Consider the following 23,348-nt stretch of genomic DNA (forward strand, 5'->3'; position numbering starts at 1 on the left):
TCTGACTACTGAACAGCACGGTGCGCGACCGTGGGGCCACACAGCGCTACGCGACTGCTAAGCAACGCAGTTCGCACGGTGGGGCGCGGCGACAGACACTCCGAACCATTATCTGACGGATCGTCATACGATGGAAACATCGCCTTCATCACATGTTCCGATCCGCGTAACCGCGCCTAGGCTGCGGGAGTCAAGGACGACAGTGGCGCCCGACAGGCGTCCGGCCGCAAGGAGGGATCCCGGGTGACTGTTCTCGCCGATGTACTCCACGAGGCCGCCCGCAGGTTCTCCGGCCGCCGCGCTCTGGTCCACGGGCCGGTCGGATTCACCTACGGCGGCTTGGACTCGCTGGCCGACCAGGTCGCGGCCGGATTCGCCGGGCGGGGAGTCCGCCGGGGCGACCTGGTGGCGCTGGTCCTGCCGTCCGGCCCCGAATACGTCATCGCCTACCTCGCACTGTCCCGGCTCGGCGCCGTCGTCACCGGTGTCGGTCCGCGCTACACCCCAGCCGAGCGCACGAAGATCCTGGAGCAGGCCGCGCCCGAGCTGGTGGTGGCCACCGGGGAACTGAGCGACGGGATACCCGGCGACGTCGACGTGCTCCAGTGCGTCCCGTCCCGCGAATCCAGCACTGTGTGGGCCGAGCTGCGGTGCGACGAGGTCCTCGCCCCCTCCCCCGCGTACGACCCTGACGCCCTCGAAACGGTGGTCTTCACCTCCGGCACGACCGGCACCCCGAAGGGCGCGCTGTTCACCTCCCGGCAGATCGCCGCCATCACCGACATGGACACGGGCGGGCGCTGGGGCCAGGGCGGCCCGCAGTTGATCGCCACCGGTCTGCCGCACGTCGGCTTCATGACCAAACTGGCCGGCTACCTGAAGTCGGGCGCCACCCTGCACCTGCTCGGCCACTGGCGGGCCGCCGACGCGCTGCGTGTGGTGGCCCGGGAGGGCATTCCGTACATCGGTGGCGTCGCCGCCCAGGTGTCCCTGCTGCTCGGGCGGCCCGAGTTCGACGACTACGACTTCTCCTGCGTCCAGGGACTGATCATCGGCGGCGGGCCGTCGCCCGCCCCGGTCGTCCGGGAGGCCCGGAAGCGGTTCGGGGCCGGCTATTCGATCCGCTACTCCTCCACTGAGTCCGGCGGGCTCGGGACGCTGACCGCGTTCGACGCGCCGGACGAAGAAGTGCTGCACACGGTGGGCCGGCCCCGACCCGGGACCGAGCTCGAAATCCGTGACCCTGAGTCAGGAAGACGTCTGGGTACGGGAGAGCCCGGACAGATCTGTCTGCGGTCCCCGGCTGTGATGGCCGGCTACTGGCGGGATCCTGAGCTCACCGCCGAAACGCTGGACCCCGACGGTTGGCTGCTGACCGGCGACCTGGGCTCCACCGACCCCGAAGGCCGGCTGCGGATCACCGGCCGGCTGACCGAGATGTACATCCGCGGCGGCTACAACGTCTTCCCGCAGGAGATCGAGGCCGTACTGCTCGACCATCCGGCGGTCGCCGCGGTCGCGGTGGTGGCCAGGAGCAGCCCGGTGATGGGTGAGATCGGCGTCGCCGTCGTCGTGCCCAGACCGGATTCGCCGCCGCCCACCCTCGACGCGCTCCGGGAGTTCGCCGCAGCGCGGCTGGCCGCCTACAAGCTTCCGGAGGCGCTCCGCACGGTCCACGCACTTCCCCTGACGGGGATGGACAAGGTCGACCGGCGGGCACTCACCGCACACGAGGCGGCGACCCCGCCGGCGACTCCACCGACAAACACGGCGGCAAAGGTTATCGACGGACCGTCGACAACTGCTTGACCGCATCACTGACCGGCACGCAGGATCGAACACAGTCACAGGTCCGGTCGACCTCGATACGCCACAGCGACACAGTCGGCCGACGGAGCGCCCCATATCGGGCCGATAGCGCACCCACCCCTGCGCGGCCGACCCCCAGGGATCCTCAGGCATGGCCGCAGCGCCATGGGAGAAAGAGCGAGGGACGGGCAGATAACAACATGCTTCACACCAGCAGGGGACACCAGTGTCCAGGGCCTTCCCGTACCGAAGCACCGACGGTTCCGGCGGACGGCCCCATCCCCCTCGACGTGACCGGCAGGCCCTTGGCCCTACGCCCTGCCGATCTCGACCGGTTCTTCCGGCCGCGGCACCTAGCGGTCATCGGAGCCACCGACACGGAGGGCCGGCCCGGCACCCGGATCACCGCGCAGCTCGCAGCCTGGGCCGGGCGCGTCGGTGCGACCTTCTACCCGGTCAACCCCAAGCGCACCGAGGTCGCCGGGGTGGACTGCTTCCCTGAGGTCGCCGCGCTCCCCGAGCCCGTCGACCTGGCCGTGGTCCTGGTCGGCGATCCGTCCGAGGTGCTGGCCGAGTTGGCCGCCGCCCACGTCGGCTACGCCGTCGTCTTCGCCGCCGGGTTCGCCGAGTCGGGCGAGGCCGGGGCCGAGGCCCAGAAGCACCTGACCGAGCTCATCTCAGGTTCGGACCTGCGCCTCCTGGGCCCGAACACCAACCTCAACGCCTTCGAGGAGTTCCGCGACGACTTGGACGGCAAGTCGATCGCGCTGATCACCCAGAGCGGTCACCAGGGCCGCCCGGTGTTCGCCGCGCAGGAGATCGGCGTGAAGGTCTCGCACTGGGCGCCGACCGGCAACGAGGTCGACCTCGAAGTCGCCGACTTCGTCCGGCATTTCGCCGACCAGGACGGGGTCGGCGTGATCGCCGCCTACGTCGAGGGGTTCAAGGACGGCCGCAGGTTCGCGCTCGCCGCCGACTACGCCGCACAGCGCGGCGTTCCGTTGGTCGTCGTGAAAGTCGGCCGTACGGAGACCGGTTCGCGGATGGCCCAGTCGCACACCGGGAAGCTCACCGGCGGCGACCGGGTGGCCTCGGCGGTGTTCCGGCAGTACGGCGTGACCCGCGTCGACGGGCTCGACGAACTGATCGACACATCACAGATGTTCGCCCGGACGAAGCGCCCGCTGGCCGACGGCGTCTGCGTCTACTCGATCTCCGGCGGAACCGGCGCGCACATGGCCGACCTGGCCGCCGCCGAGGGCCTGTCCCTGCCTGCGCTCGCGGAGGAGACGCAGAAGCAGTTGCGGGAGTGGATCCCGGGCTACCTGACGATCTCCAACCCGGTCGACAACGGCGGTCACCCGGCCGGTGACGAACGCGGCCGGAAGATCATCGACGCGATCCTCGCCGACCCCTCGGTGGGTGTGCTCGTGTGCCCGATCACCGGCGCGTTCCCGCCCATGAGCGACCGCCTCGCCCAGGACCTGGTGGACGCCGCCGAGGCGACCGGCAAGGTCGTGTGTGTGGTGTGGGGGTCGCCGGTGGGTGACGAATCCGCTTACCGGGACATCCTGTTGAAGTCCTCGCGGGTGATCGTCTTCCGTACGTTCGGCAACTGCGTCAAGGCGATGCGCGCGTACTTCGACTACCACCGTTTCCGGGACTGCTACGAAGACCCGTTCGACGAGGTGCCGTTGGTCGCCTCGGCCTCGGCCGCCAAGGCGCGTCGGCTGCTGACGGCCGGCAAGCCGCTGTCCGAGCACTCGGCGAAGCAACTGCTGAAGACGTACGGGATCCGGGTGCCGCGCGAGCAGTTGGTGACCTCGGCTGCCGCCGCGGTCCGGGCCGCCGGGCTGATCGGCTACCCCGTGGTGATGAAGGCCTGCGGCACCCAGCTGCCGCACAAGAGCGATCTGGGGCTCGTGAAGCTCAGTCTGCGCTCGGCCAGCCAGGTGCGGGACGCGTACCGGGAGATAACCGAAGCCGCGAAGGACGCCGGACTCGGCCGGCTGGAGGGCGTACTCGTCTGCCAGCAGGTGGAGAAGGGTGTCGAGATGGTCGTCGGGATCGCCCACGACCCGTTGTTCGGCCCGACGGTGACGGTGGGCCTGGGCGGGCTGTTCGTCGAGGTCTTCGACGACATCTCCATCGGCGTACCGCCGTTCGGCCCCCGGGAGGTCCGGCGGATGCTCGGCGAACTCCGCGGGCTGAAGTGCCTGGAGGGCCTGCGCGGCCAGCCGCCGGCGGACATCGACTCACTGGTCGATGTGGTGATGAAGGTCCAGCGGATGGCCCTGGAACTCGGCGACGACCTCCTTGAGCTGGATATCAACCCGCTGTTGGTGATGCCGAAGGGCGGGGGCTCGGTGGCGCTGGACGCACTGGCCATTCCGAAGTAGGGCGAAAAAATCTACCGCTCCGGTCATGTACAAAATTCCCACTGCCGAACATGGAGCGGCATTTTGTACATGCCCGGCGCGGGTCTTCCCGCTGAAAGGACCCCATGAGCACCACCGAGACGGCATCCGTCGAACCCGCGGAGCCGGAACTCCTGCACCGCATCGAGAACAACGTCCTGTGGATCACCCTCAACCGGCCCAAGGCGTCCAACGCCATCACCTGGGCCCAGCGCGAGACGATGATCCAGTTGCTCGGCGAAGCCTCGGCCAACGAGTCCGTGCGCGCCGTCGTACTGACCGCCGCCGGGGGCAAGCACTTCTGCACTGGCATGGACCTGCGGTCCTCGCCGGGGACGACGTCGCTGCTCGCCGCCGAAGAGGTCGCCGACGACTCCGCGCCCAAGCCGCCCGCGCGGCCCGCCGGGTTCGTCTCCCGGATGATGCGCGGCGGCGTACAGCGGCTGACAGCCGCGGTGCTGGACTGCGAGAAGCCAGTGATCGCCGCGGTCAACGGAACGACGGCCGGGTACGGAATGTCCCTCGCGCTGGCCTGCGACCTGGTCATCGCCGCGGACAACGCCAAGTTCATCCAGATCTTCACCCGCCGCGGCCTGGTGCCGGACGGCGGCAGCATCCACCTGCTGCCCCAGCTCGTGGGACCGCAGAAGGCCAAGGAACTGATGTTCTTCGGCGATGACGTGCCAGCCGCGGAGGCGCTGCGGATCGGCGTCGTGAACCGCGTTGTGACTGCCGACGAGCTGATCGCGGTCACCCGGGAGTGGGCCGAGCGGCTGGCTTCAGGACCGACGCGCGCCATCTCGCTGACGAAGCAACTCGTCAACCGTTCGTTCGAGTCGACCCGTACGGCCGCCTTTGAAGACGAGGCCGTCGCCGTTGAGGTCAACATGACCACGCGGGACGCCCAGGAGGGTGTCGCCTCGCTGATCGAACGACGGAAGCCGGAGTACTACGGCTGGTGATGGAAAACCTGCGGGCGGCCGCTGACCGGAACCGGTCAGTGGCCGCCCGCGTTTCTTGACGTCAGGTCAGAACTGACCTGGCCTCAGAGTCCGTCCACAGGAAGCCAGCGGAGAAGCCTTGCCGACCTTCCTCGCGCTCTTCTCCGCAATGCTGGTGAACTCCGCCAACTGAGCATCAGTTACCGCGTCCTTGCGGACGTAGTTACCGCCGCCGCTCGATTCCGACTGGAACAAGTAGTAGGTCTGAGCGGTCCTCGGGTCGTGGGTGAAGCCTGTCTCCCACGGTCCGGACGCCCGCATGAAAGTCGGCTTGACCTCGTTGAAGACGTGATCCCGGAGCTGCGTGAACACCCTGGCGTTGGCCACCGGATCGTCCTTCGTCAAACCGCTGCGGATGTCGGCGATCGGCGCGTCCACCAGCCCGGCCAGGTCGTACACCTGTAGCCCACTCGTCATCCCCACACCGCCCATTCAGGGCCCAGGAAGGAGACCCGGCCGCTGCCGCCAGGCTCCAGGTGGCTTGCGAGTTCGTTGAACAGCTCCCCCTGCTCGTCCACCACCCGGCACAACGGAACGGTCGGTGCCGCGCTGAACTGCTTGATGCTGACGTCGGCCGCGGCCACGGTCACCAACAGCGCCGAGCAGACGGACAGAATGATGAACACCCGGGACCGGGCCTGAGCGCGGCGGACGAGTTCTACCAGACAGACCGCGCACGCGAAGGCACCGAGCGCCCAGACCGGGGTGGCGAACCTGTACTGCATCATCCAGTCCTGGTCCAGAATCCCGAAGGCACAGACCGCGAGGGCCAGCGGGACGACGATCCCGAGGAGCGGCCGCCGGAACCGGCCGGGTGTCGCCAGACAGACGCTGACGGCCAGGAGCAACACGGCGACGATCGGCCAGCCCGTGTAGGTGACGAGGTCGCCGACCTTGGCGAAGGTGATCAGGTCGGGGCTGCCCTGCGCCTTTGCGATCGCGGTGTTCGGAACCCAACGGCCGAATTCGATGACGCGCCACGCGAGGAAGCCGGTGTACGGGAGCAGAAACGCGGCGCAGGACACGGCGATGGCCGATACCGAGCGGCGGAACTCATCCCGGCGCAGCAGCAGGAGGACGATCACGGGGTGGGCCGCCGCGAAGAGCGCGCCGTCGGGGCGGGTCAGAGCCGCTCCGAGGGCCAGTGATCCGCACAGGACCGCAGTGGTCGGCGCGCTTTCCCTGCCAGCGGCCAGCGCCCGGACGAGCACCGTCGCCAGCGCCACCGCGAACAGGGCGTAGAGGGGGTTCTCCAGTCCGGAGAAACTCCAGATGACAAAGGACGGGATCAAAGCGAGCAGGAGTCCGGCAGCCGCAGTCACCAGCCAGCTGTGACGGGGGATCAGCACTGCCGCGGCCGCCTGACAGCACATCAGGATGCCCGCACAGCAAAGCAGCGCGAGCACCTTGGGGAACAGAACGTAGTCCGGGATGCCGAACACCGCGCCGCGGTCGAACAGACCACACCACTTCCCAAACACGAACAGCCCGGTCCACAGCGGGTTGAAGTAGCCCTCCACCGGGTCGGCACCCGGCTGGAAGACGGGTCCGTAGCCGTCGGCGATGTTGCGGGCGTAGGTGAAGGTGATCGCCGCGTCGTCGATGATCCACCGGCCGTAGAGCCAGGCGTGCCAGCCGATGAGGACGGTTCCGGAGATGACTGCCGCCAGGCCGGAAAGCCGTGTCGCAGTCGACGAATCCACCTTCGGCCCAGACCCGCTCGATTCAGACGCGTTTGAGCCCGGTGTGCGCAATTCAGACGCATCCGATCCGGGCGCTGTTTCCGGGCTGTCCGCGCGCGGTGGAGATTCCGTGTCCGGATCGCCGGTGCTCCGCGAGCGCACGATCAGCTTGTCCAGCATGTGAAATTCCAGCCTGTCGGATGACACGGACGTCAGCCGTAGGGGACCACCGGCTACCCCGGACCCGCAGCAAAAATGCCATGAGGACGTACACAGCCCGGACCTCTCCGGCATGCGTACGTCCTAACGACGCTTTTGTCACTCCCGGTGCGCCCGGTTCCAGGAACCGACGCATCCCACCCGGATGGCCCAGCCAGGTCATCCCCTGAGAGGCAAGATCAATCCGTCGACTCCACACACAGGCAGAACGGGTGCCCGGCCGGGTCCGCCAGGACCGTCCAGCGCTCGCCACCGGGCTGGTGCTCCGGCTTGGTCGCGCCCAGCGCGAGCATCTTCTTCTCCGTCGCCGCGATGTCGGCGGCGTAGAAGTCGAGGTGGAACTGCTGCGGCGCGGCGGGGTCGGGCCAGCGCGGCGCGACGTGCTCTTCGGCCCGCTGGAAGCCCAGCATCAGTCCGTTGGGCATGGTGAGCCCGGCGTACTCCTCCTCCCGAGCGCAGATCTCCCAGCCTGTCAACTGGTGGTAGAAGTCGACCAGTTCGCCGGGACGGGGGCCGTCGAGCATCACACCTGCGAGTCGGATCTCCGTAGCCATTTCCATCTCCTTCATCGGGGTGTTCTTCCACACCGCTGCGCACTGTCCCCGGAGTTCCTGACACCCGTTGTCAGGTACGTACCGGATCCGTCGGGCTCTCCTCGCAGAACGGCGCCGCCGGCTTACCAGCCCGCCGGTCGGAGAAGGTGGATCTTCACTCGGAGGTTCACCGGCAAGTCGTCGAAGCCGCCCAGGAGGGCTAGTCAGAACTCTGTAGCGATCTTGCTGGTGTGATCGCCAGACGCGCACCGGTCCCCTCGGCCTAGCGTGCGAGGTATCGAGACCAGCACGAGCGCGCGGGGGGACCGATGCGTGAACGGGGATGCCAATGGATTACCGATGGAGCACTGCGTTGCGAAATACCCGGTCGCCAAATCGATTCGCCGTCGATCTGATGATTCAGTCACCCGTGGCACGGTCCACGTGGGAGCATCCGGCCAACCGGGGCCCGACTTCTCTTCCCCGCCGCCTGGCACCTGCCGCATCGTTGTTGAAGGGGTGTCACAGCGGCGGCGTGGTTCACCCGGTTCGCCAAATGGAGTAACCAAGGCGGCCCACACCAGTTCTCCTTCTGGGTGGACTCTGCGCGCCCCAGTTGCGGTGCGAGGTTGACCGTCCGAAGAGCCGGAACCGCTAGAGCTCCACAGATCCACCACCGAAGACCGCGAGAGAACGAGAACTGGGAGTCCCACAAAATGACCATGCTCGACACCGGATTGCGTCCCCGCACCCTCAACGACATCCAGGGCTGGTTCGACCCGCTCGACCAACTGCTCTTCAACTGGTTCCTGACCCGCCAGGAGCGCCTGGACACCGCAGGCGATCTGCTGGAGATGGGCGTGTTCATGGGGAAGAGCGCCGTTCTCCTCGGGACCCACCTCAGAGCTGAGCAGAAGTTCACCGTGTGTGATCTCTTCGACGGCCCGATCCCGGATGAAGCGAATGCCAAGGAGATGCGCGAGTCATACGCGAATCTCACCCGGGTCGGGTTCGAACAGAACTACCTGGCCTTCCACGACGAGCTGCCGAAGATCGTCCAGGCTCCGACGTCGACGATCGCCGACGAAGTAGACAAAGGCAGTTGCCGGTTCATCCACATCGACGCTTCACACCTCTACGAACATGTTTCCGGCGATATCGCCGCGGCCCGCGGGCTGATGGCCCCGGGTGGGATCGTCGTCCTCGACGACTACCGGTCCGAGCACACTCCCGGCGTCGCCGCGGCCACCTGGGAGGCCGTGGTCAACCACGGCCTCCGGCCGATCTGCGTCACATCGATGAAGATGTACGCGACCTGGGACAACCCCGCCCCGCTCCAGCAGGAACTGGCCGTCGGCCTGGGCAGTCCGGAGATCCAGTCGGCTGTGGAGACCGTGGTCGGCGCGGACCTGTGGCGGTTCTGGACTACCGACCTCCCCCAGGCACTCTTCCCCCGTTCGCGTTTCGCCGACGAGGCCGACGAGGCCGACAAGGCGGCTGAACTGGCGGCAGAGCAGGAAGCTGAACAGGCGGCGGAACTCGCGGCCCGCAAACAGGCCGCCGCAGCGGCAGCCAAGCCCGCGCCGCCCCGCCCCGCCCCGCGCAGCGCGCCGCGCCGGGCGGTCCTGGCCGTGCTGCCGCCGATCATCACCAAGGGTGTCCGCCAGGCCCTCAAGGCCGTCAAGCGCTAACAGACTGGGATCTTCCGGCGGATCAAGGCCTCAGCCTAAATGAATATTTTCACAGGTGTACACGAGACCGCACCCCATTTCTGCACAGGTCGTTACCACCTGTGTATTCCGCATATGGACGGTCGGATACAACCCGTGAATCCGCCGGAGGGCCTTTTGTCTGACTACAGTGACGTGTGGGTCGTCATCCCCGTTTACAACGAAGACCAAGTCATCGGTGGCGTCATCGACGACCTTCGTACGGTCTTCCCCAACGTCGTGTGCGTCGACGACGGAAGCACTGACGATTCCGCCACCTGCATCTTCAATACCGCGGCGCACCTGATTCGGCACCCGGTCAACCTGGGGCAGGGCGCCGCGCTCCAGACAGGTCTGACCTACGCCCTGTCCCAGCCCGCCGTGCGCTGGATCCTCACTTTCGACGCGGACGGCCAGCACCGGGTTGAGGACGCCCGCCACATGGTCGACACAGCCCGCACGCAGGGCGTGGACGTCGTGCTGGGCTCGCGCTTCCTCAATCCCGGCAGTGGCGAAGTGCCGCTGCTTAAAAGGTTCGTGCTCCGTGCGATCGCACTGACGAGCCCTACATCCCGGCGGCTCGGCCTCACTGACGCGCACAACGGGTTGCGGCTGTTCAGCAAGGACACCGCCGCCCGGATCCGCATCACGATGAACGGCATGGCCCACGCCTCCGAGATCGTCTCCTTCCTCGCCTCGTCCAGGCTCCGGGTCAAGGAGGTCCCCGTGACGGTCCTCTACACGGACTACTCCCGCAACAAGGGGCAGTCTCTGATCAACGGGATCAACATCATCTTCGACCTCTCCATCCGACAGCGGAGTTGATGCGCCATGTCGACCCAGTTCCCGATCCAGTCCGCTCTGATCGGCGCCGCCCTCGTCCTGCTTGTGATCTTCGTGCGCAGTTGGCATCAGGTAGGCAACCGGGCCTGGAAACGCGTCGGATTCGTCACCTTCCTCCTCATCAGCTGCTACGCCGTCCTGCAACCCCAGGAGATCTCCTGGATGGCGAACAGGCTGGGCGTGGGCCGCGGCACCGACCTGCTGCTCTACCTGCTGATCATCGGCTTCGTCTTCGCGGCCTTCAACACCTATCTCCACTTCCGGGCCCTTGAGCGGAAGCTCACCGACCTCGCCCGGAGCATCTCCCTCCGGGACGCCCTGTCCTCGCCGGAAATGCGCGTAGGAACGGGACCGCGACCGTCACAGAACGAGGATTGAGGATTCCGTGTCCGAAGTGCCCGAACCGCGACTGGACATCATGATCCCCTTCTACGGGGATCCGGAGTTCCTGTACACCGCCGTGCGCAGCGTGCTGAACCAGACATCGGACCAATGGCAGCTGACCGTCGTGGACGACAGCCCGCTGGAGGAAGTCCCCCACTGGTTCTCCCAGTTGGGGGATGACCGGGTCAGCTACCTGCGCAACAGCAGGAACCTCGGCCTGATCGCCAACTTCCAGCGCTGCGCGGATCTCGTCGTCCACGAACGGGCCGTCATCATGGGCTGCGACGACGTACTGCTTCCGAACTTTGTGGAAACGGTCCTCAAAGCCTGCGCCGCGCATCCCGAGGCCGCGATGGTCCAGCCTGGCGTCCAGGTCATCGACGCTTCCGGAACCCCGGCGGTCGGTGTCGTCGACCGGATGAAACGGAGCCTCGCCGAGCGCAGGGTGAAAGCGGACGGGCCGACGCAGCGGGGCGAGGCCCTGGCCACCAGTCTCCTCAACGGCAACTGGCTCTACTTCCCCTCCATTTGCTGGCGCTCCGACCTCCTGCGCGAGGTGGGCTTCCGGGAGGATCTCCAGATCTGCCTCGATCTGGCACTGATCATCGAACTGATCCGGCGGGGGGAGTCCCTGGTCGTCGAGCCCACCGTCTGCTTCCAGTACCGTCGGCACGCTCTCAGCGAATCCTCGTCGAAGTCCCTGGCCGGCGGCAGGTTCGCGGAAGAACAGCGCTTCTTCCACGAGACTGCCGAACAACTCGCCGCCGACGGATGGCCGCGCGCCGTCCGGGCGTCCCGGACGCACTTCACATCCCGGCTCCACGCGCTGTCGCTGGTCCCGCAAGCGGTCAGGGCCCCGGGGAAGGGAGTGGTCCGTACCCTCCTCAACCACACCTTCGCCATTGCACCACCGGCTCCCGGCAAGTCGGCTCCACGCGAGCGGTCCGGCCTGCCGTGCCCTTGATCCTTCACGGGGAAGACCCCCGGCCGTACGGAGAGATGTGACACTGCCGATTCCCCTGGATCCCACGGCGCCGGCGGATACGCCGGACCCCCCGGAGGCTGCGTCCCCGCCGCCGGGACGCCCTGCCGTCCGCTGGGCTCGAAGGGTTCTGCTCGTCATCGCCGTCGTCGCGGTCGGCTACACACTGGCCGGTCAGTGGGGTGCGGCTACGAAAACCTGGGCTGCGCTGTCCCCGGCGAGACTCACCGCCAGTCTCGCCTGCGCCGCGCTGGCGACCACCGGCACCGCGGCGGCTTGGGCCGTCCTCGTCGACGGGCTCGGCGATCCCGTGGACCGCAAGCTCGTGACATCCATTCAGCTGGCGGGCCAGATCGGGAAGTACATCCCGGGTTCGGTCTGGGCCTATCTGTTCCAGGTAGAACTCGGCCGCCGCCAAGGCATTTCCAGGGAGCGTCTGACTGTCGCACTCGTCCTTCACCTGTGCCTCGGCCTGCTCGTCACAGGTGCCTTCGCGCTGGCTGCGTCGCCATTGCTCTTCCCCCACAGCGAGACACTTTCGTGGGCGGGCCCGCTCGGCGCCTGCGCCCTCCTCGCGGTCGGCGTCTCCCCGCGGATCCTGCCTTGTGTGGTCTCCGGACTGCTGCGGCTGGCGAGGAGACCGGTGGTCGTCGGCCGCCTGGGCTGGCGTCCCCTACTCACCGCACCGGCCCTGATCGTTCTCTCATGTCTGTTCTACGGTCTGCACCTGTGGTTCCTCGCCAACGCTTCACTCAGCACGGCGGCGCCTTCGATCCTGTTGTGCACGTGCGCTGTGACTCTCGGTATGACCGCGGGTCTTGTCATCTTCCTGCTCCCTTCGGGCCTCGGCGCCCGGGAGTTCGGCATCGTCGGCATCCTGGGCACCGCGATCACGACGGAGCAGGCCATCAGCTACTCCGTCGCCTCACGGGTTCTGTTCACGCTGTCGGATGTCGCACTGGCCGGAATCGCCGCGCTGCTGATCCGTCCGGGGCGGGTCAAGATGCCTGCGGCCGCCCCTCCGCGACCTCTGAGCAGCAACTCCCATCCGCATGCGGAAATGCTTGAGAACGGATGACCGACCACGGCAGGGCCGCAAAACCACTTTAGATTCCCTCGTGTGCGCACATGCTCTGGAGCACATCACCGAGCCGGAGGCCGTTGGGCTGCTCGAAACCTACCCGCCGTACGTCCGCCGCGGCGGCATCGGCCCCAGCCCCGCCGTGGTCCACGTCTACGGATGAGAAGTTGGATTAATTCCTAGCGGCAGCTTGCTGTACCCACCGTTTGAAACCGCTGCGCTGGTTTCACTTCTCCGGCGGATCACCATATTCCGCACCGCGGCTGACCCCCGAGTTGCAGTACGCCATGGGGTCCTCCTTTTCGGCGGGGGTGAGTGCCATCTCAATATTTCGGACGTTCTCCGCCTCCGCCGACCAGGGCAACACGACATCGCCGCCGCAATTCCCGCCCGGGGCGTACCGCGGACATCTGCCTTCGGCGCTCCGCAGCGAATGCGCGTTATACGCCAGACTGCCCGTCGAGGCCGGCTTCCGGTTATCCGGCATCCCTTTCCCGGCGCTGGACGAGCCCACAAGAGCGAAGAAGAAGGCCGCAACGACAAAGCCACCGATCGCGACGGCCCGGCGGCCGCCCGCCGCATCCGGCCCGCTTCGACGCCACCACAGGAAGACCGCGAACCCACACAGCAGCAGGCAGCCGTAGAGCAGTTCGTACGAAGTCCTCGGGTACAACTGCACCGCTTTGTCGTCGTACATGACGGATGCGTAGTAGAAGCGCAGTAGCCAGGCGCCGCCGATGCACAATGCCACCACCGCAACCTCGGTACGGCCGAAACCGAAGGCGACCGCCGCGCCGACCCCCAAAAGGAGCAGGAAGGTGAACAGATCGACTCCGCCGAGTTCACCCGACGGCGGCCAGGGGCCGGTCACTCCCGGCAACCCTGAGCGCCACATCGTGAAATACGCGGGATCGGCACAGACGTCGAAGTAGAAGTAGGCGTCGACCGTACCGGCTGACGCCAGCATGTCCGCCAGATATGAGCCGGCCACAAGGAGGAAGGCCGTCACAGCGCACCCCAGCAGAAGCAGCCCTCTGCGCATCGCCGTCCGCCATGGCAGGAAGACCAGGCAGGCTGCCAGCACTCCGGGAGCCGACCACAGGAACCAGCCCGAATACGTCAGGAAGAGGAGCCCGAGCAGCGCTCCGAGGGCTGCACCTCGCAGTACAACAGCACGCAGTCGGAGCTCCCCCGCCTGGCGCAGCACTGCGACACCCCGGATCACAGCGGGGATGAAGACTGCGAGCAGCAACCCCGGGTAGGGCTTGTAGGGCTCAATCAGCGGGACTGCGGCGACAACGCCGACAAGCAGTGCCCACAGGGGACGGAAATGCACCCGCCAGGCGAGATAGACGGCGGGACCGGCCAGGGCGGTCAGCCCGATCTGCAAGTCCTTGTACGCGTACACGGTGTTCCCGTCGCGCACGTACTGCGCCCAGAAACCCAGCAGATGCGGAATCATCGGCGGATACAGCGGCGCGGGGCTGGGCTTTCCCTCCATCAGGTCGTGCGCCCACCAGGAGAGTGTGCCGACATCGCCGCCAGTACCGTTGAGCGGCCACGGAGTGCCGAGTAGGGCTGTCACGACCCCGCCCGCGACGAAGGCTCCGAACAAACCCGCCAAGGCTGCGCAGCAAAGCTGGACAGCCAGGTCGAACCGGCCCTCCCCCGCAGGGGTCCGGCCGAAGCGGTAATACGCGAGGATCAGTACGCCGATGAGGGCCAGAGCCGGTACGGAGTAGCGGAGTTGGAGTTGGGCGAGCGCGCTGACCTGTCCGATCCGGTCCAGTGGATCGACCTCGATCGTGCTGCTCCAGGCTGTCGACAGCAGTGCGACACTCGTTGCGACGACCACTTCCGCGGCGATCCCCCAACGGGGCAGCCGGCTTGTCATCGGCTCGCCCGGTTCCGGAATGACCGGGGTCAGAGCGACCGGAGCCGGGGCATGATGATCGACAAGCTCCGCCAGCGGCTCGGTAGTCGACAGCACAGAGATTCCTTACCTCAGTGGGGCAAGCTTCCGGAGGGCACCGGAGCCGTCACGCACAACGTTCTCGACTGCCTGCCAGGTACGGTTCCACTTCGCTCCGGGGCTGGCCTGACTCACCCGCGGATCTCCAGCAGGGCCCGTTGCAGACCGTGCCGCCACGGCGGCATCGGCCGCAGCCCCGCAGTGGTCCACTGCGCGGTGTCGAGCACGCTGAACCGGGGACGCGGCGCGGGCCGGGGAAACGCCGTACTGCCGACCGCCCTGACCCGGCCCGGGTCCGCTCCGATGCCGTCGAAGACCGCGCGGGCCAGGTCGTACCAGCTCGCCGACCCTTGGTTGACGCAGTGGTAGACGCCGGGGGCGGGAGCTGTCGAAGCAATGTCCGCCAGGCCGCGGGCCAGGTCTCCGGTCCAGGTCGGCTGGCCCCACTGGTCGTCCACCACGTCGACGGTGTCGCGCCCGGCGGCGAGCCGGATCATGGTTTTGACGAAGTTGCCGCCGTGCGCCCCGTACACCCAGGCCGTACGTACGACATAGGAATCCTCCGGGAGGATTTGCCGCACACTGGCTTCGCCTTCGGCTTTGGTCTTCCCGTACACGGTCCGCGGCTCCGTCGGCGCGTCCGTCGGGTAGGGCACCGTCGCATCCCCCGCGAAGACGTAGTCCGTGGAAATGTGGACCAGCGTTCCGCCGTGTTCGGCACACGCGTCGGCGAGGTGCAGGGGCCCGAGTGCGTTGCCGGCGTGGGCCGCCGCGCCCTCGGTCTCCGCCGCGTCCACGGCGGTGTACGCGGCCGTATTGAAGACGACCAGGCGTCGGCCGTCGGCCCGGTCCGCACACTCCCCGACCACTTTTGCCGTCTGTCCGGCGTCGGTGATGTCCAGGCGGTCACGTCCGTACGCGGTGACTGAGGCGCAGCCGGGGTCCCGGGCGAGCAGCCCGGCCAGTTCCTGCCCGAGCTGCCCCCGGGCCCCCGTCACCAGCGCCGCGTAGCTGCCGGTCACGCCGTCACCAGCCGGTTCTTCAGCGGCTCCCACCACGTGCGGTTCTCGCGGTACCAGCGCACTGTTTCGGCGATGCCGGTCTCGAAGTCCGTACGGGGGGCGTAGCCCATCGCGCGCAGTTTCGTGTCCGCCAGGCTGTATCGGCGGTCGTGCCCCTTGCGGTCCCCGACTGCGACCACGGAGCCCCAGTCGGCCCCACAGGCCTCGATGAGAAGGGCCGTCAGATCCCGGTTGCTCAGCTCCCGCCCGCCGGAGATGTGGTACACCTCGTCGGCCGCGCCCTTGGCCAGGACGAGCGCGATCCCCCGGCAGTGGTCGTCGACGTGCAGCCAGTCGCGGACGTTCAAGCCGTCCCCGTACAGCGGGACCGACAACCCGTCGAGGAGGTTGGTCACAAAGAGCGGCACGACCTTCTCCGGGAACTGGTGGGGCCCGTAGTTGTTCGTGCAGCGGGTGACGCTGACGTTCATGCCGTACGTCCGGGCGTAGGACAGCGCGATGAGGTCGCCGCCCGCCTTCGACGCCGCGTAAGGGGAGTTGGGTGCCAGGGGCTGGGTCTCGGTCCAGGAGCCCGAAGCGATCGATCCGTACACCTCGTCCGTCGAGACCTGCACGAACCGCGGCACCCCGCACTTCAACGCTGCTTCGAGCAGGGTCTGGGTGCCCGCGACATTGGTGGCGATGAACGGGGCTGCACTGTCGATCGACCGGTCCACGTGGCTTTCGGCCGCGAAGTTCACCACGGCGTCATGCCCCGGGAGGACCTGCTCAAGAAGGTCGCCGTCGGCGATGTCCCCATGGACGAAGGAGTACCGCGGATCGCCCTCGACCATTGTGAGGTTGGCGGGGTTCCCCGCGTAGGTCAGCTTGTCGAAGCAGGTCACCTCGACGCCGCCCAGGTCCGGGTACGCCGATCCGAGGCAACTGCGGACGAAGTGGCTGCCGATGAATCCGGCGCCACCGGTTACCAGCAAACGCATGATGCTTCCGCTCTTCTGATTTTCCGTCAGATGTTTCGTCGGCCGTTCCATCAGCCGCCCCGCCAGTGGTCCTGTCAGTGGTCCTGTCAGGGGTTCCGCCAGGGGTTCCGTCAGCGGTTCCGTCAGCGGTTCCGTCAGCGGTTCCGTCAGGCGACGGAAACGCGGCTGTGGTCGCCGATCATCAGCCGGTGGGCCTTGGGCCGCTCCTCGGCGGCGCTCACCGAAGCGCTGCGGCCGATCAGTGAGTCCTCGATGCGCAGGACTCCGCTGATCTCCGCGGACGCGAGGATGATCGAGTGCTCGATCTCGGTGTTCTCGATCCGGCAGTCGTGGTGCACCGAGGTGTACGGACCGATGTAAGAGTCCACCACGGTCGTCCCCGCGCCGATGATCACTGGTCCGCGCACCACGGACCGGATGATCGAGGCCCCCGCTTCGACCACGACCCGGCCGACGATCCGGCTCTCCGCGTCGACTGATCCGCGCACATCCGCTTCGAAGGTCTCCAGCACCTTCCGGTTGCACTCCAGGAGGTCCTCGGCCCGCCCGGTGTCCTTCCAGTAGCCCGACACCAGGTGCGGGACGACTGTCCGCTTGTGGTCGATCAGGTACTGGATCGCCTCGGTGATCTCCAGCTCACCCCGCGCGCTGGGGGTGATCGCCCGTACTGCGTCGTGGATCAGCGGGCTGAAGAGGTAGACGCCCACCAGTGCCAGGTCGCTGCGGGGCACCGCCGGCTTCTCCACGAGGGCCACCACCCGGCCCCGCGCGTCCAGTTCGGCGACACCGAACTGCCGGGGGTCGGCGACCCTGGTCAACAGGATCGAGGCGTCCGCGCCGCCGGAGCGGAACTCGTCCACGAAACTGTTGATGCCGCCGAGCAGGAAATTGTCGCCGAGGTACATCACAAACGGCGCGTCACCGAGGTAGTCCTCCGCGATCAGCACCGCGTGGGCCAGCCCCAGCGGCGCGGTCTGCGGGATGTAGGTGACGTCGAGGCCGAACTCCGAACCGTCGCCCACCGCCGCCCGCACCTCGGCCGCGGTGTCGCCGACGACGATCCCGACCTCCTTGATTCCGGCGTCCCGGATCGCCTCCAGCCCGTAGAACAGGACGGGTTTGTTCGCGACGGGGATGAGCTGCTTCGCTGAGGTGTGGGTGATCGGCCGCAGCCGCGTTCCTGATCCACCGGCCAGTACAAGGGCTTTCATGGGCCGTCACGGTAGCGATACTCGGGGCCGGGAAGAAATCCGTCAGACCGGGACGGCATTTTTATAATATTTGCTGCACTCGGCGAATTCGGGAAGAATCCCAGTCCGCAGAGCCTCGGCCAATGTCGGCGCCTGCACGTCCTTCTCGGAAAGATTCCAGTCGGAATCCCTCGGCCAGGAGATGGCGAGATCCGCATCCAACGGATGGATCCCGTGCTCCCGCGCCGGCGCGTACGACGACGAGCACAGGTAGGTCACAACCGCCCCCTCGGTGAGTGCCAGGAAGGCGTGCCCCAGCCCCTCTGCCAGATAGACGCCCCGCCGGTCCACGTCGTCCAGTAGCACGGACTCCCAGCGGCCGAAGGTCGGCGACCCCGTCCGGAGGTCGACGACTACATCGAGGACCGCCCCGGACGGGCAGTAGACGTACTTGGCCTGCCCCGGCGGGACGTCGGCGAAATGGATCCCGCGCAGCACACCCCGCTTCGAGACACTGTGGTTGGCCTGCGCGAGCAACAACGGGTGGCCGACTGCCGCTTCGACGCTTTCCGCTTTGTACCACTCCAGGAAAACTCCACGGTCATCGCGGAACGGGCGCGGGGTAAACGCCCAGGCACCCTGAATTGAGAGTTCACGTACATCCATGCCAAAACCCCTTCGGGGTATCCTGCGGTAATTCGAGAATGGGCAATTCCCTTCACAGCCCCACGGGGAGTCGCGCCTCCACTGCCGGTCGGCGCAGGACGAAGAGCAAGTTGTTCCGCCACGGCCCGACGTGCTGGAAGTCGACTTGCTCGAATCCGTGCATCTCCGTCGAGAGGAGGAGTTCGAGTTCCGCCGCGTTGGCAAACGCGACCGTGCGGTCGCCGGACAGGTAACGGTCCGACAGATAACACATCATGTGTGGGATGCCCATGGCGCGATCCCAGTCCTTGAGGATGAACGTCCCCGCCGGGGCGGTCAGTTTCGCCGCGTCCCGCAACAGAGCGGGCCTGGCGGCGAGCGGCACGTGGTGGAGGACGTCGGCCACAAGGACGAGGTCAAACGGTTCGGGCTCTTCCGAAACCAACTGGCCGGAAAGGATCGGCCGGAACTCCGCCCTGCCGCGATCCCCTTGGTACAACCGCCCCGGCTCCGGGCAGAGGTCGATGCCGAGGTAGTCGGCCTCGGGGAAGGCTGTGACCAGTCGGTCGGCGACGGCCCCTTCGCCACAGCCGATCTCCAGGATCCGCCGCACGGGACCGATATCTGAGAACGACGCGACCAACTGGTCCAAGTCCACGAATGCCGCCCGGTACAGCTCGGCGGCTGGCACCTCCCAGCGACCGAGGCGCTTGCGGACTGTGCTTCCGAGACCCATGACAGCTTCCCATCTTCCGGCGATGCCAACCGTCGGAGCATCGGCAGATCCACGGTGTCACTGAATCGGATGCAGGAAACAACAGTCATTCGAGTGACGACCGGAGTGGCGCGGGAGCGAAGTCCTGGATTGTCACGTACAGCACATCGCGACGTGACGGGCCCCGCCCCAGACCACCTCGGCCCGCCCGCGCACCAGCCCACCGACAGAAAAGGTGTGAGCCGCCCCGAGAACTCCGGAACGGCCCACACCTGTGCGCACTCTCAACCACCACCGCGGCGGTTCATCAGACTTCAGCAGACTCAGAACACGAACACCCCGCGCGCGACCTTGCCCGCCTCGGCGTCCTCAACCGCCTGGTGGAAGTCCTCCAGCGCGTACGTCTTGGTCACCAGCTCGTCGAGCTTCAGCGCGCCCCGCTGATAGAGGTCCGCGTAGCGGGCGATGTCGTACTGCGGGCGCGACGAGCCGTAGCGGCAGCCCAGGATCGACTTGTCGAGGAAGAACGACGCGGGGGCGAAGGACACCGTGTCGGTCCCCTTGGGCATGCCGAGGATGACGCACTGGCCGGACCAGCCGAGCATCGCGATGGCGTCCTCGGTGACCTTGGGGTGGCCCACGCACTCGAAGGCGTGGTCGACGCCGCCGCGGGTCATCTTCTGGACGGTCCCGACTGTGTTCTCGACCTCACGGGCGTTGATGAAGTCGGTGGCGCCGAACTCGCGGGCCACCGCCTCCTTGTCCGGGTTGGTGTCGATCGCGATGATCCGCGTGGCACCGGCGAGGCGTGCGCCCTGGATCACGTTGAGGCCGATGCCGCCGGTGCCGATCACCGCGACGGTGTCGCCCGGCTGCACCTTGGCGCGGTTCAGGACCGCACCGACGCCGGTGAGCACGCCACAGCCGATCAATGCGGCGGAGGCCAGCGGGATCTCCTTGGAGATCTTCACCGCCTGGACGCCTTTGACCACGATCTTCTCGGCGAAGACCGAGAGGCCGGCGAAGTTGTAGACCGGCTCACCGTTGCGGGTGAACGGCTGGTTGAGCTGGCCGAAGCTGTTGCGGCACATGGTGGGACGGCCGCGGTCGCACTCGCGGCAGGACCCACAGGAGGCCAGCGTCGAGAGCGCGACGTGGTCACCGGGCTTGACGTGCTTGATCAGGTCGCCGACCGCTTCGACCACTCCCGCGCCCTCGTGGCCCAGGGCCACCGGCGGCGGGAAAGGGATGGTGCCGTTGAGGACACTGATGTCGCTGTGGCACAGACCTGCGGCGCCGATCTTCACCAGGACCTCATCGGGACCCGGGTCACGAACCTCCAGGTCACTGACGACCTGAGCTTCTTTACCGTCGAAGACAACGCCCTTCACAGATCCTCCTCAGTCACACCACCCCGCGGGGAACACCGCCCCCAGCACGCTTTGTTGCGTACCGCGCGTGACTCTAATCGGCATCTGACGAAGAGTCAGTCACTTGTGGGACCTGTCTCATTACTTGACGGTAACAAGCGCTCGGAACGACATCCCCCCACGCTGGCCCAGTCCTGCCCGCACCCACCACTCCGCTCCTGTCCTCGCACACCAGTCCACAGCCGCAGTCGAGGGACATACGATGAATGGGGTCGCAAACCGGCCCAAGACTTGAGTATCCAAGGAGGCGGAGAACCCGTGGCCGAGCAGACACCGGAACAGCAGCAGGAACCGACCGAGGAGAAGGTCGCCCACTCCGGCCGGCGCAACGGGCTCTACCCGAAGGGCGTCTCCGCGGACCTCGACACCTTCATGAAGACGGGCTGGGCCGACACCGAGCGGCGCGACCTCGAACCCGCGGAGCAGTCCCCGTACGCGGCCAAGCGCCGCGCCGCACTGTCCGCGCGCTTCCCGGGCGAGCGGCTGGTCGTCCCGGCGGGCGCGCTCAAGACCCGGTCCAACGACACCGAGTACCCCTTCCGACCGTCCACCGGATACGTGTACCTCACCGGTGACCAGTCGGAGATGGGCGTCCTGGTCCTCGAACCACGCGCCGGGGGCGGCCACGACGCCGCGCTGTACCTCGTCCCGCGCTCCAGCCGGGAGAACGGCGAGTTCTGGCTCAGCGGCTACGGGGAGCTGTGGACCGGCCGCCGCAACAGCCTCACCGAGGCCGAGCAGCTGTACGGCGTCCCCTGCCGCGACGTCCACAAGCTGGTCGAGGAGCTGACCGCGGCCAAACCCGCGCACACCCGACTGCTCCGCAGCCACGCCCCGGACCTGGACGCGGCACTCGCCACCGACGAACACCATGACGAGGAGCTGCGTTCCGTACTTGACGAACTCCGTCTGGTGAAGGACGAGTGGGAGATCGGCGAGCTCCAGAAGGCGGTCGACTCGACCGTCCGCGGCTTCGAGGACGTCGTGGAGACCCTGGACAAGGCGAAGGCCACGTCCGAGCGCTACGTCGAAGGCGTGTTCTTCCTGCGCGCCCGCGTCGAGGGCAACGACGTCGGCTACGGCACCATCGCCGCGTCCGGACCGCATGCCTGCACGCTGCACTGGATGCGCAACGACGGCAAGGTCAAGGACGGCGACCTGTTGCTGATGGACGCCGGTGTCGAGACGCACTCCCTCTACACCGCCGACGTCACCCGCACACTCCCGGTCTCCGGGCAGTTCACCGATGTCCAGCGCAAGGTCTACGACCTGGTCTGGAAGGCCCAGCAGGCGGGCATCGCGGCAGTGCGGCCGGGGAACCCGTTCACGGCGTTCCACGACGCCGCCCAGCACACGCTGGCTGAGGGCCTGGTCGAGTGGGGCATCCTCGAAGGTCCCGTGGAGAAGGTCCTGGAGCTCGGGCTCCAGCGCCGCTACACGCTGCACGGCACCGGCCACATGCTCGGCCTGGACGTGCACGACTGCGCGCAGGCCCGCACCGAAACCTACGCCGCGGGCGACCTGGAGGCCGGCATGGTCCTCACCGTCGAGCCCGGTCTGTACTTCCAGCCCGACGACCTGACGGTGCCCGCCGAGCTCCGCGGCACCGGCGTTCGCATCGAGGACGACGTCCTGGTCACGGCAGACGGCAACCGCGTGATGTCGGACGGCCTGCCCACCACGTCCACCGAGGTCGAGGCGTGGATGGCCCGGCTCAAGGGCTGAGGTCGAGGGCTGTTTTCCAGCGCACAAAGGGGCTCCCTGACATGTCAGGGAGCCCCTTTGAAAGAACGCTACGGGAGTAACCAGGGACCCCGCTGATTCGTTGGCCCGCAGTGACTCTCACAATCTTCCTCGCGAACCTCGGCTGGGAAGCCCCGGCCCGGAGCGCCACCGGAGACCCTCCACCCCTACCGGGGGAAGAAACCCGCGAATGCCTGCTCTCCGCACGTCCCGGCCTCCTCCTGGCCCGGATGGGAGCGGCGACAGCAGTCGCCTCCGCTACCAGCGTGGCGGCTCAGCTCGGAATCCAGAGGACTGAGATCCCCGAACCGTCGAACGTGACCGCGGAATTGGTCACGCTGGGGTCGCTGGTCCTCCTGCTGATCGTGGCCGCGCTCATGGTGCACGGCCGGCCGTGGCGGTTCGGGTCCGAAGTAGTCGTCTGGGCGACCTCTTCCGCCCTGCCCACCCTGGTTCTGGCGCTCCCGCTGCACGGCACCCGCTGGTTCCACCAAGGGCTGGACGGCGACGGCGGATTCCGGATGCAGTTCTTCACCCGGATGACGTCGACGACTTCGCTGTCCGACATGAACTACGCGGACCTCCCGACCTTGTACCCACCAGGCTGGTTCTGGCTAGGCGGGCGGCTCGCCAACATCATCGGCCTGCCGGGCTGGGCGGCGTACAAGCCGTTCGCGATCACCACGGTTGGCGTAGCCGCCGCGCTCACCTAGACCCTTTGGACCTCCGTCGTCAACCGGCGCACCGCCGCGCTTCTGACTCTGGCCACCACCCTGGCCGGCCTGGCTGGGTCTTCGCCCGGGGTCAACGAACCCTACGCCTGGCTTCTGGTGAGTCTGCTGCCACCGGTGTCCGCGCTGACCTTCCACGCCCTGGGGAATTGTCCGCATCCCTGGGTAACTATTTAGGGGTCTCAGCTGGCCGTGGGCAGCATCCACGGCCGCCCGGCGAAGAGGTCACGTAGGGCGGTCAGCGGATCGATGCCGTGCTT

The 23,348-nt window shown here is 67.3% G+C and carries 21 protein-coding genes; 11 read left to right on the forward strand and 10 right to left on the reverse strand.

All coding sequences use genetic code 11. From position 1 onward, the window contains the following. The first annotated feature begins 243 nt into the window (after positions 1–243). From AC0Z36_RS11840 to AC0Z36_RS11850, 3 genes are all read left to right on the forward strand, one after another. Positions 244–1,809: a class I adenylate-forming enzyme family protein gene (locus AC0Z36_RS11840; protein ID WP_485462756.1), complete on the forward strand. Its 1,566-nt coding sequence runs from the start codon at positions 244–246 to the stop codon at positions 1,807–1,809. Positions 1,810–2,009: 200 nt separating this feature from the next. Continuing rightward, positions 2,010–4,208 (forward strand): acetate--CoA ligase family protein, encoded by a 2,199-nt coding sequence (locus tag AC0Z36_RS11845; protein WP_485462757.1) that lies wholly within the window; start codon positions 2,010–2,012, stop codon positions 4,206–4,208. A gap of 104 nt (positions 4,209–4,312) precedes the next feature. After that, entirely contained in the window at positions 4,313–5,188 is an 876-nt protein-coding gene (locus AC0Z36_RS11850) for an enoyl-CoA hydratase/isomerase family protein (RefSeq protein ID WP_485462758.1), read from the forward strand. A gap of 66 nt (positions 5,189–5,254) precedes the next feature. On the opposite strand, the gene AC0Z36_RS11855 is transcribed toward AC0Z36_RS11850, so the two are convergent. The 3 genes from AC0Z36_RS11855 to AC0Z36_RS11865 form a co-directional block, all read right to left on the reverse strand. Continuing rightward, positions 5,255–5,644, reverse strand: coding sequence for a hypothetical protein (locus AC0Z36_RS11855; protein WP_485462759.1), 390 nt, complete (start codon positions 5,642–5,644; stop codon positions 5,255–5,257). Next, positions 5,641–6,930 (reverse strand): hypothetical protein, encoded by a 1,290-nt coding sequence (locus tag AC0Z36_RS11860; RefSeq protein WP_485462760.1) that lies wholly within the window; start codon positions 6,928–6,930, stop codon positions 5,641–5,643. The genes AC0Z36_RS11855 and AC0Z36_RS11860 overlap by 4 nt, the downstream gene beginning before the upstream one ends. A 377-nt stretch (positions 6,931–7,307) precedes the next feature. Continuing rightward, positions 7,308–7,682 (reverse strand): VOC family protein, encoded by a 375-nt coding sequence (locus AC0Z36_RS11865; RefSeq protein WP_485462761.1) that lies wholly within the window; start codon positions 7,680–7,682, stop codon positions 7,308–7,310. A gap of 695 nt (positions 7,683–8,377) precedes the next feature. Between AC0Z36_RS11865 and AC0Z36_RS11870 the strand changes: the two genes are divergently transcribed. The 6 genes from AC0Z36_RS11870 to AC0Z36_RS11895 all read left to right on the forward strand — a co-directional run bounded on the left by AC0Z36_RS11870 (position 8,378) and on the right by AC0Z36_RS11895 (position 12,823). Next, positions 8,378–9,352 carry a class I SAM-dependent methyltransferase gene (locus AC0Z36_RS11870; protein WP_485462762.1) on the forward strand — a complete coding sequence of 325 codons (975 nt, stop codon included), beginning with the start codon at positions 8,378–8,380 and terminating at the stop codon, positions 9,350–9,352. 156 nt (positions 9,353–9,508) lie between these two features. Then, entirely contained in the window at positions 9,509–10,195 is a 687-nt protein-coding gene (locus AC0Z36_RS11875) for a glycosyltransferase family 2 protein (RefSeq protein ID WP_485462763.1), read from the forward strand. A gap of 6 nt (positions 10,196–10,201) precedes the next feature. Further along, positions 10,202–10,591: a DUF2304 family protein gene (locus AC0Z36_RS11880; RefSeq protein ID WP_485462764.1), complete on the forward strand. Its 390-nt coding sequence runs from the start codon at positions 10,202–10,204 to the stop codon at positions 10,589–10,591. 7 nt (positions 10,592–10,598) lie between these two features. Next, positions 10,599–11,561 (forward strand): glycosyltransferase family 2 protein, encoded by a 963-nt coding sequence (locus AC0Z36_RS11885; RefSeq protein WP_485462765.1) that lies wholly within the window; start codon positions 10,599–10,601, stop codon positions 11,559–11,561. 37 nt (positions 11,562–11,598) lie between these two features. Further along, positions 11,599–12,657 carry a lysylphosphatidylglycerol synthase domain-containing protein gene (locus AC0Z36_RS11890; protein WP_485462766.1) on the forward strand — a complete coding sequence of 353 codons (1,059 nt, stop codon included), beginning with the start codon at positions 11,599–11,601 and terminating at the stop codon, positions 12,655–12,657. Between the two features lie 40 nt (positions 12,658–12,697). Beyond that, positions 12,698–12,823, forward strand: a complete 126-nt coding sequence (locus tag AC0Z36_RS11895; protein WP_485462767.1) for a hypothetical protein — start codon at positions 12,698–12,700, stop codon at positions 12,821–12,823. Between the two features lie 63 nt (positions 12,824–12,886). On the opposite strand, the gene AC0Z36_RS11900 is transcribed toward AC0Z36_RS11895, so the two are convergent. From AC0Z36_RS11900 to AC0Z36_RS11930, 7 genes are all read right to left on the reverse strand, one after another. Continuing rightward, a complete protein-coding gene (locus tag AC0Z36_RS11900; RefSeq protein WP_485462768.1) occupies positions 12,887–14,650 on the reverse strand; it encodes a hypothetical protein in 1,764 nt (587 codons plus the stop codon). Positions 14,651–14,763: 113 nt separating this feature from the next. Then, positions 14,764–15,654, reverse strand: coding sequence for a dTDP-4-dehydrorhamnose reductase (rfbD, locus tag AC0Z36_RS11905; RefSeq protein ID WP_485462769.1), 891 nt, complete (start codon positions 15,652–15,654; stop codon positions 14,764–14,766). After that, on the reverse strand, positions 15,651–16,634 hold the full coding sequence (gene rfbB / locus AC0Z36_RS11910; protein ID WP_485462770.1) for a dTDP-glucose 4,6-dehydratase: 984 nt from the start codon (positions 16,632–16,634) through the stop codon (positions 15,651–15,653). The genes rfbD and rfbB overlap by 4 nt, the downstream gene beginning before the upstream one ends. A gap of 146 nt (positions 16,635–16,780) precedes the next feature. After that, positions 16,781–17,845 (reverse strand): glucose-1-phosphate thymidylyltransferase, encoded by a 1,065-nt coding sequence (locus AC0Z36_RS11915; RefSeq protein ID WP_485462771.1) that lies wholly within the window; start codon positions 17,843–17,845, stop codon positions 16,781–16,783. 42 nt (positions 17,846–17,887) lie between these two features. Then, entirely contained in the window at positions 17,888–18,490 is a 603-nt protein-coding gene (rfbC, locus tag AC0Z36_RS11920) for a dTDP-4-dehydrorhamnose 3,5-epimerase (protein WP_485462772.1), read from the reverse strand. A 52-nt stretch (positions 18,491–18,542) separates the two neighbouring features. Continuing rightward, positions 18,543–19,205 carry a class I SAM-dependent methyltransferase gene (locus AC0Z36_RS11925; protein ID WP_485462773.1) on the reverse strand — a complete coding sequence of 221 codons (663 nt, stop codon included), beginning with the start codon at positions 19,203–19,205 and terminating at the stop codon, positions 18,543–18,545. A gap of 302 nt (positions 19,206–19,507) precedes the next feature. After that, on the reverse strand, positions 19,508–20,575 hold the full coding sequence (locus tag AC0Z36_RS11930; protein WP_485462774.1) for a Zn-dependent alcohol dehydrogenase: 1,068 nt from the start codon (positions 20,573–20,575) through the stop codon (positions 19,508–19,510). A gap of 297 nt (positions 20,576–20,872) precedes the next feature. On the opposite strand from AC0Z36_RS11930, the gene AC0Z36_RS11935 reads away from it, so the two are divergent. Both AC0Z36_RS11935 and AC0Z36_RS11940 read left to right on the forward strand, forming a co-directional pair. Further along, positions 20,873–22,339, forward strand: coding sequence for an aminopeptidase P family protein (locus AC0Z36_RS11935; protein ID WP_485462775.1), 1,467 nt, complete (start codon positions 20,873–20,875; stop codon positions 22,337–22,339). 110 nt (positions 22,340–22,449) lie between these two features. After that, complete coding sequence (locus tag AC0Z36_RS11940; RefSeq protein ID WP_485462776.1) at positions 22,450–23,070, forward strand: arabinofuranosyltransferase; 621 nt, start codon at positions 22,450–22,452, stop codon at positions 23,068–23,070. The last annotated feature ends 278 nt before the right edge of the window (positions 23,071–23,348 follow it).

This window comes from Kitasatospora sp. UYEF31 (assembly GCF_057291755.1).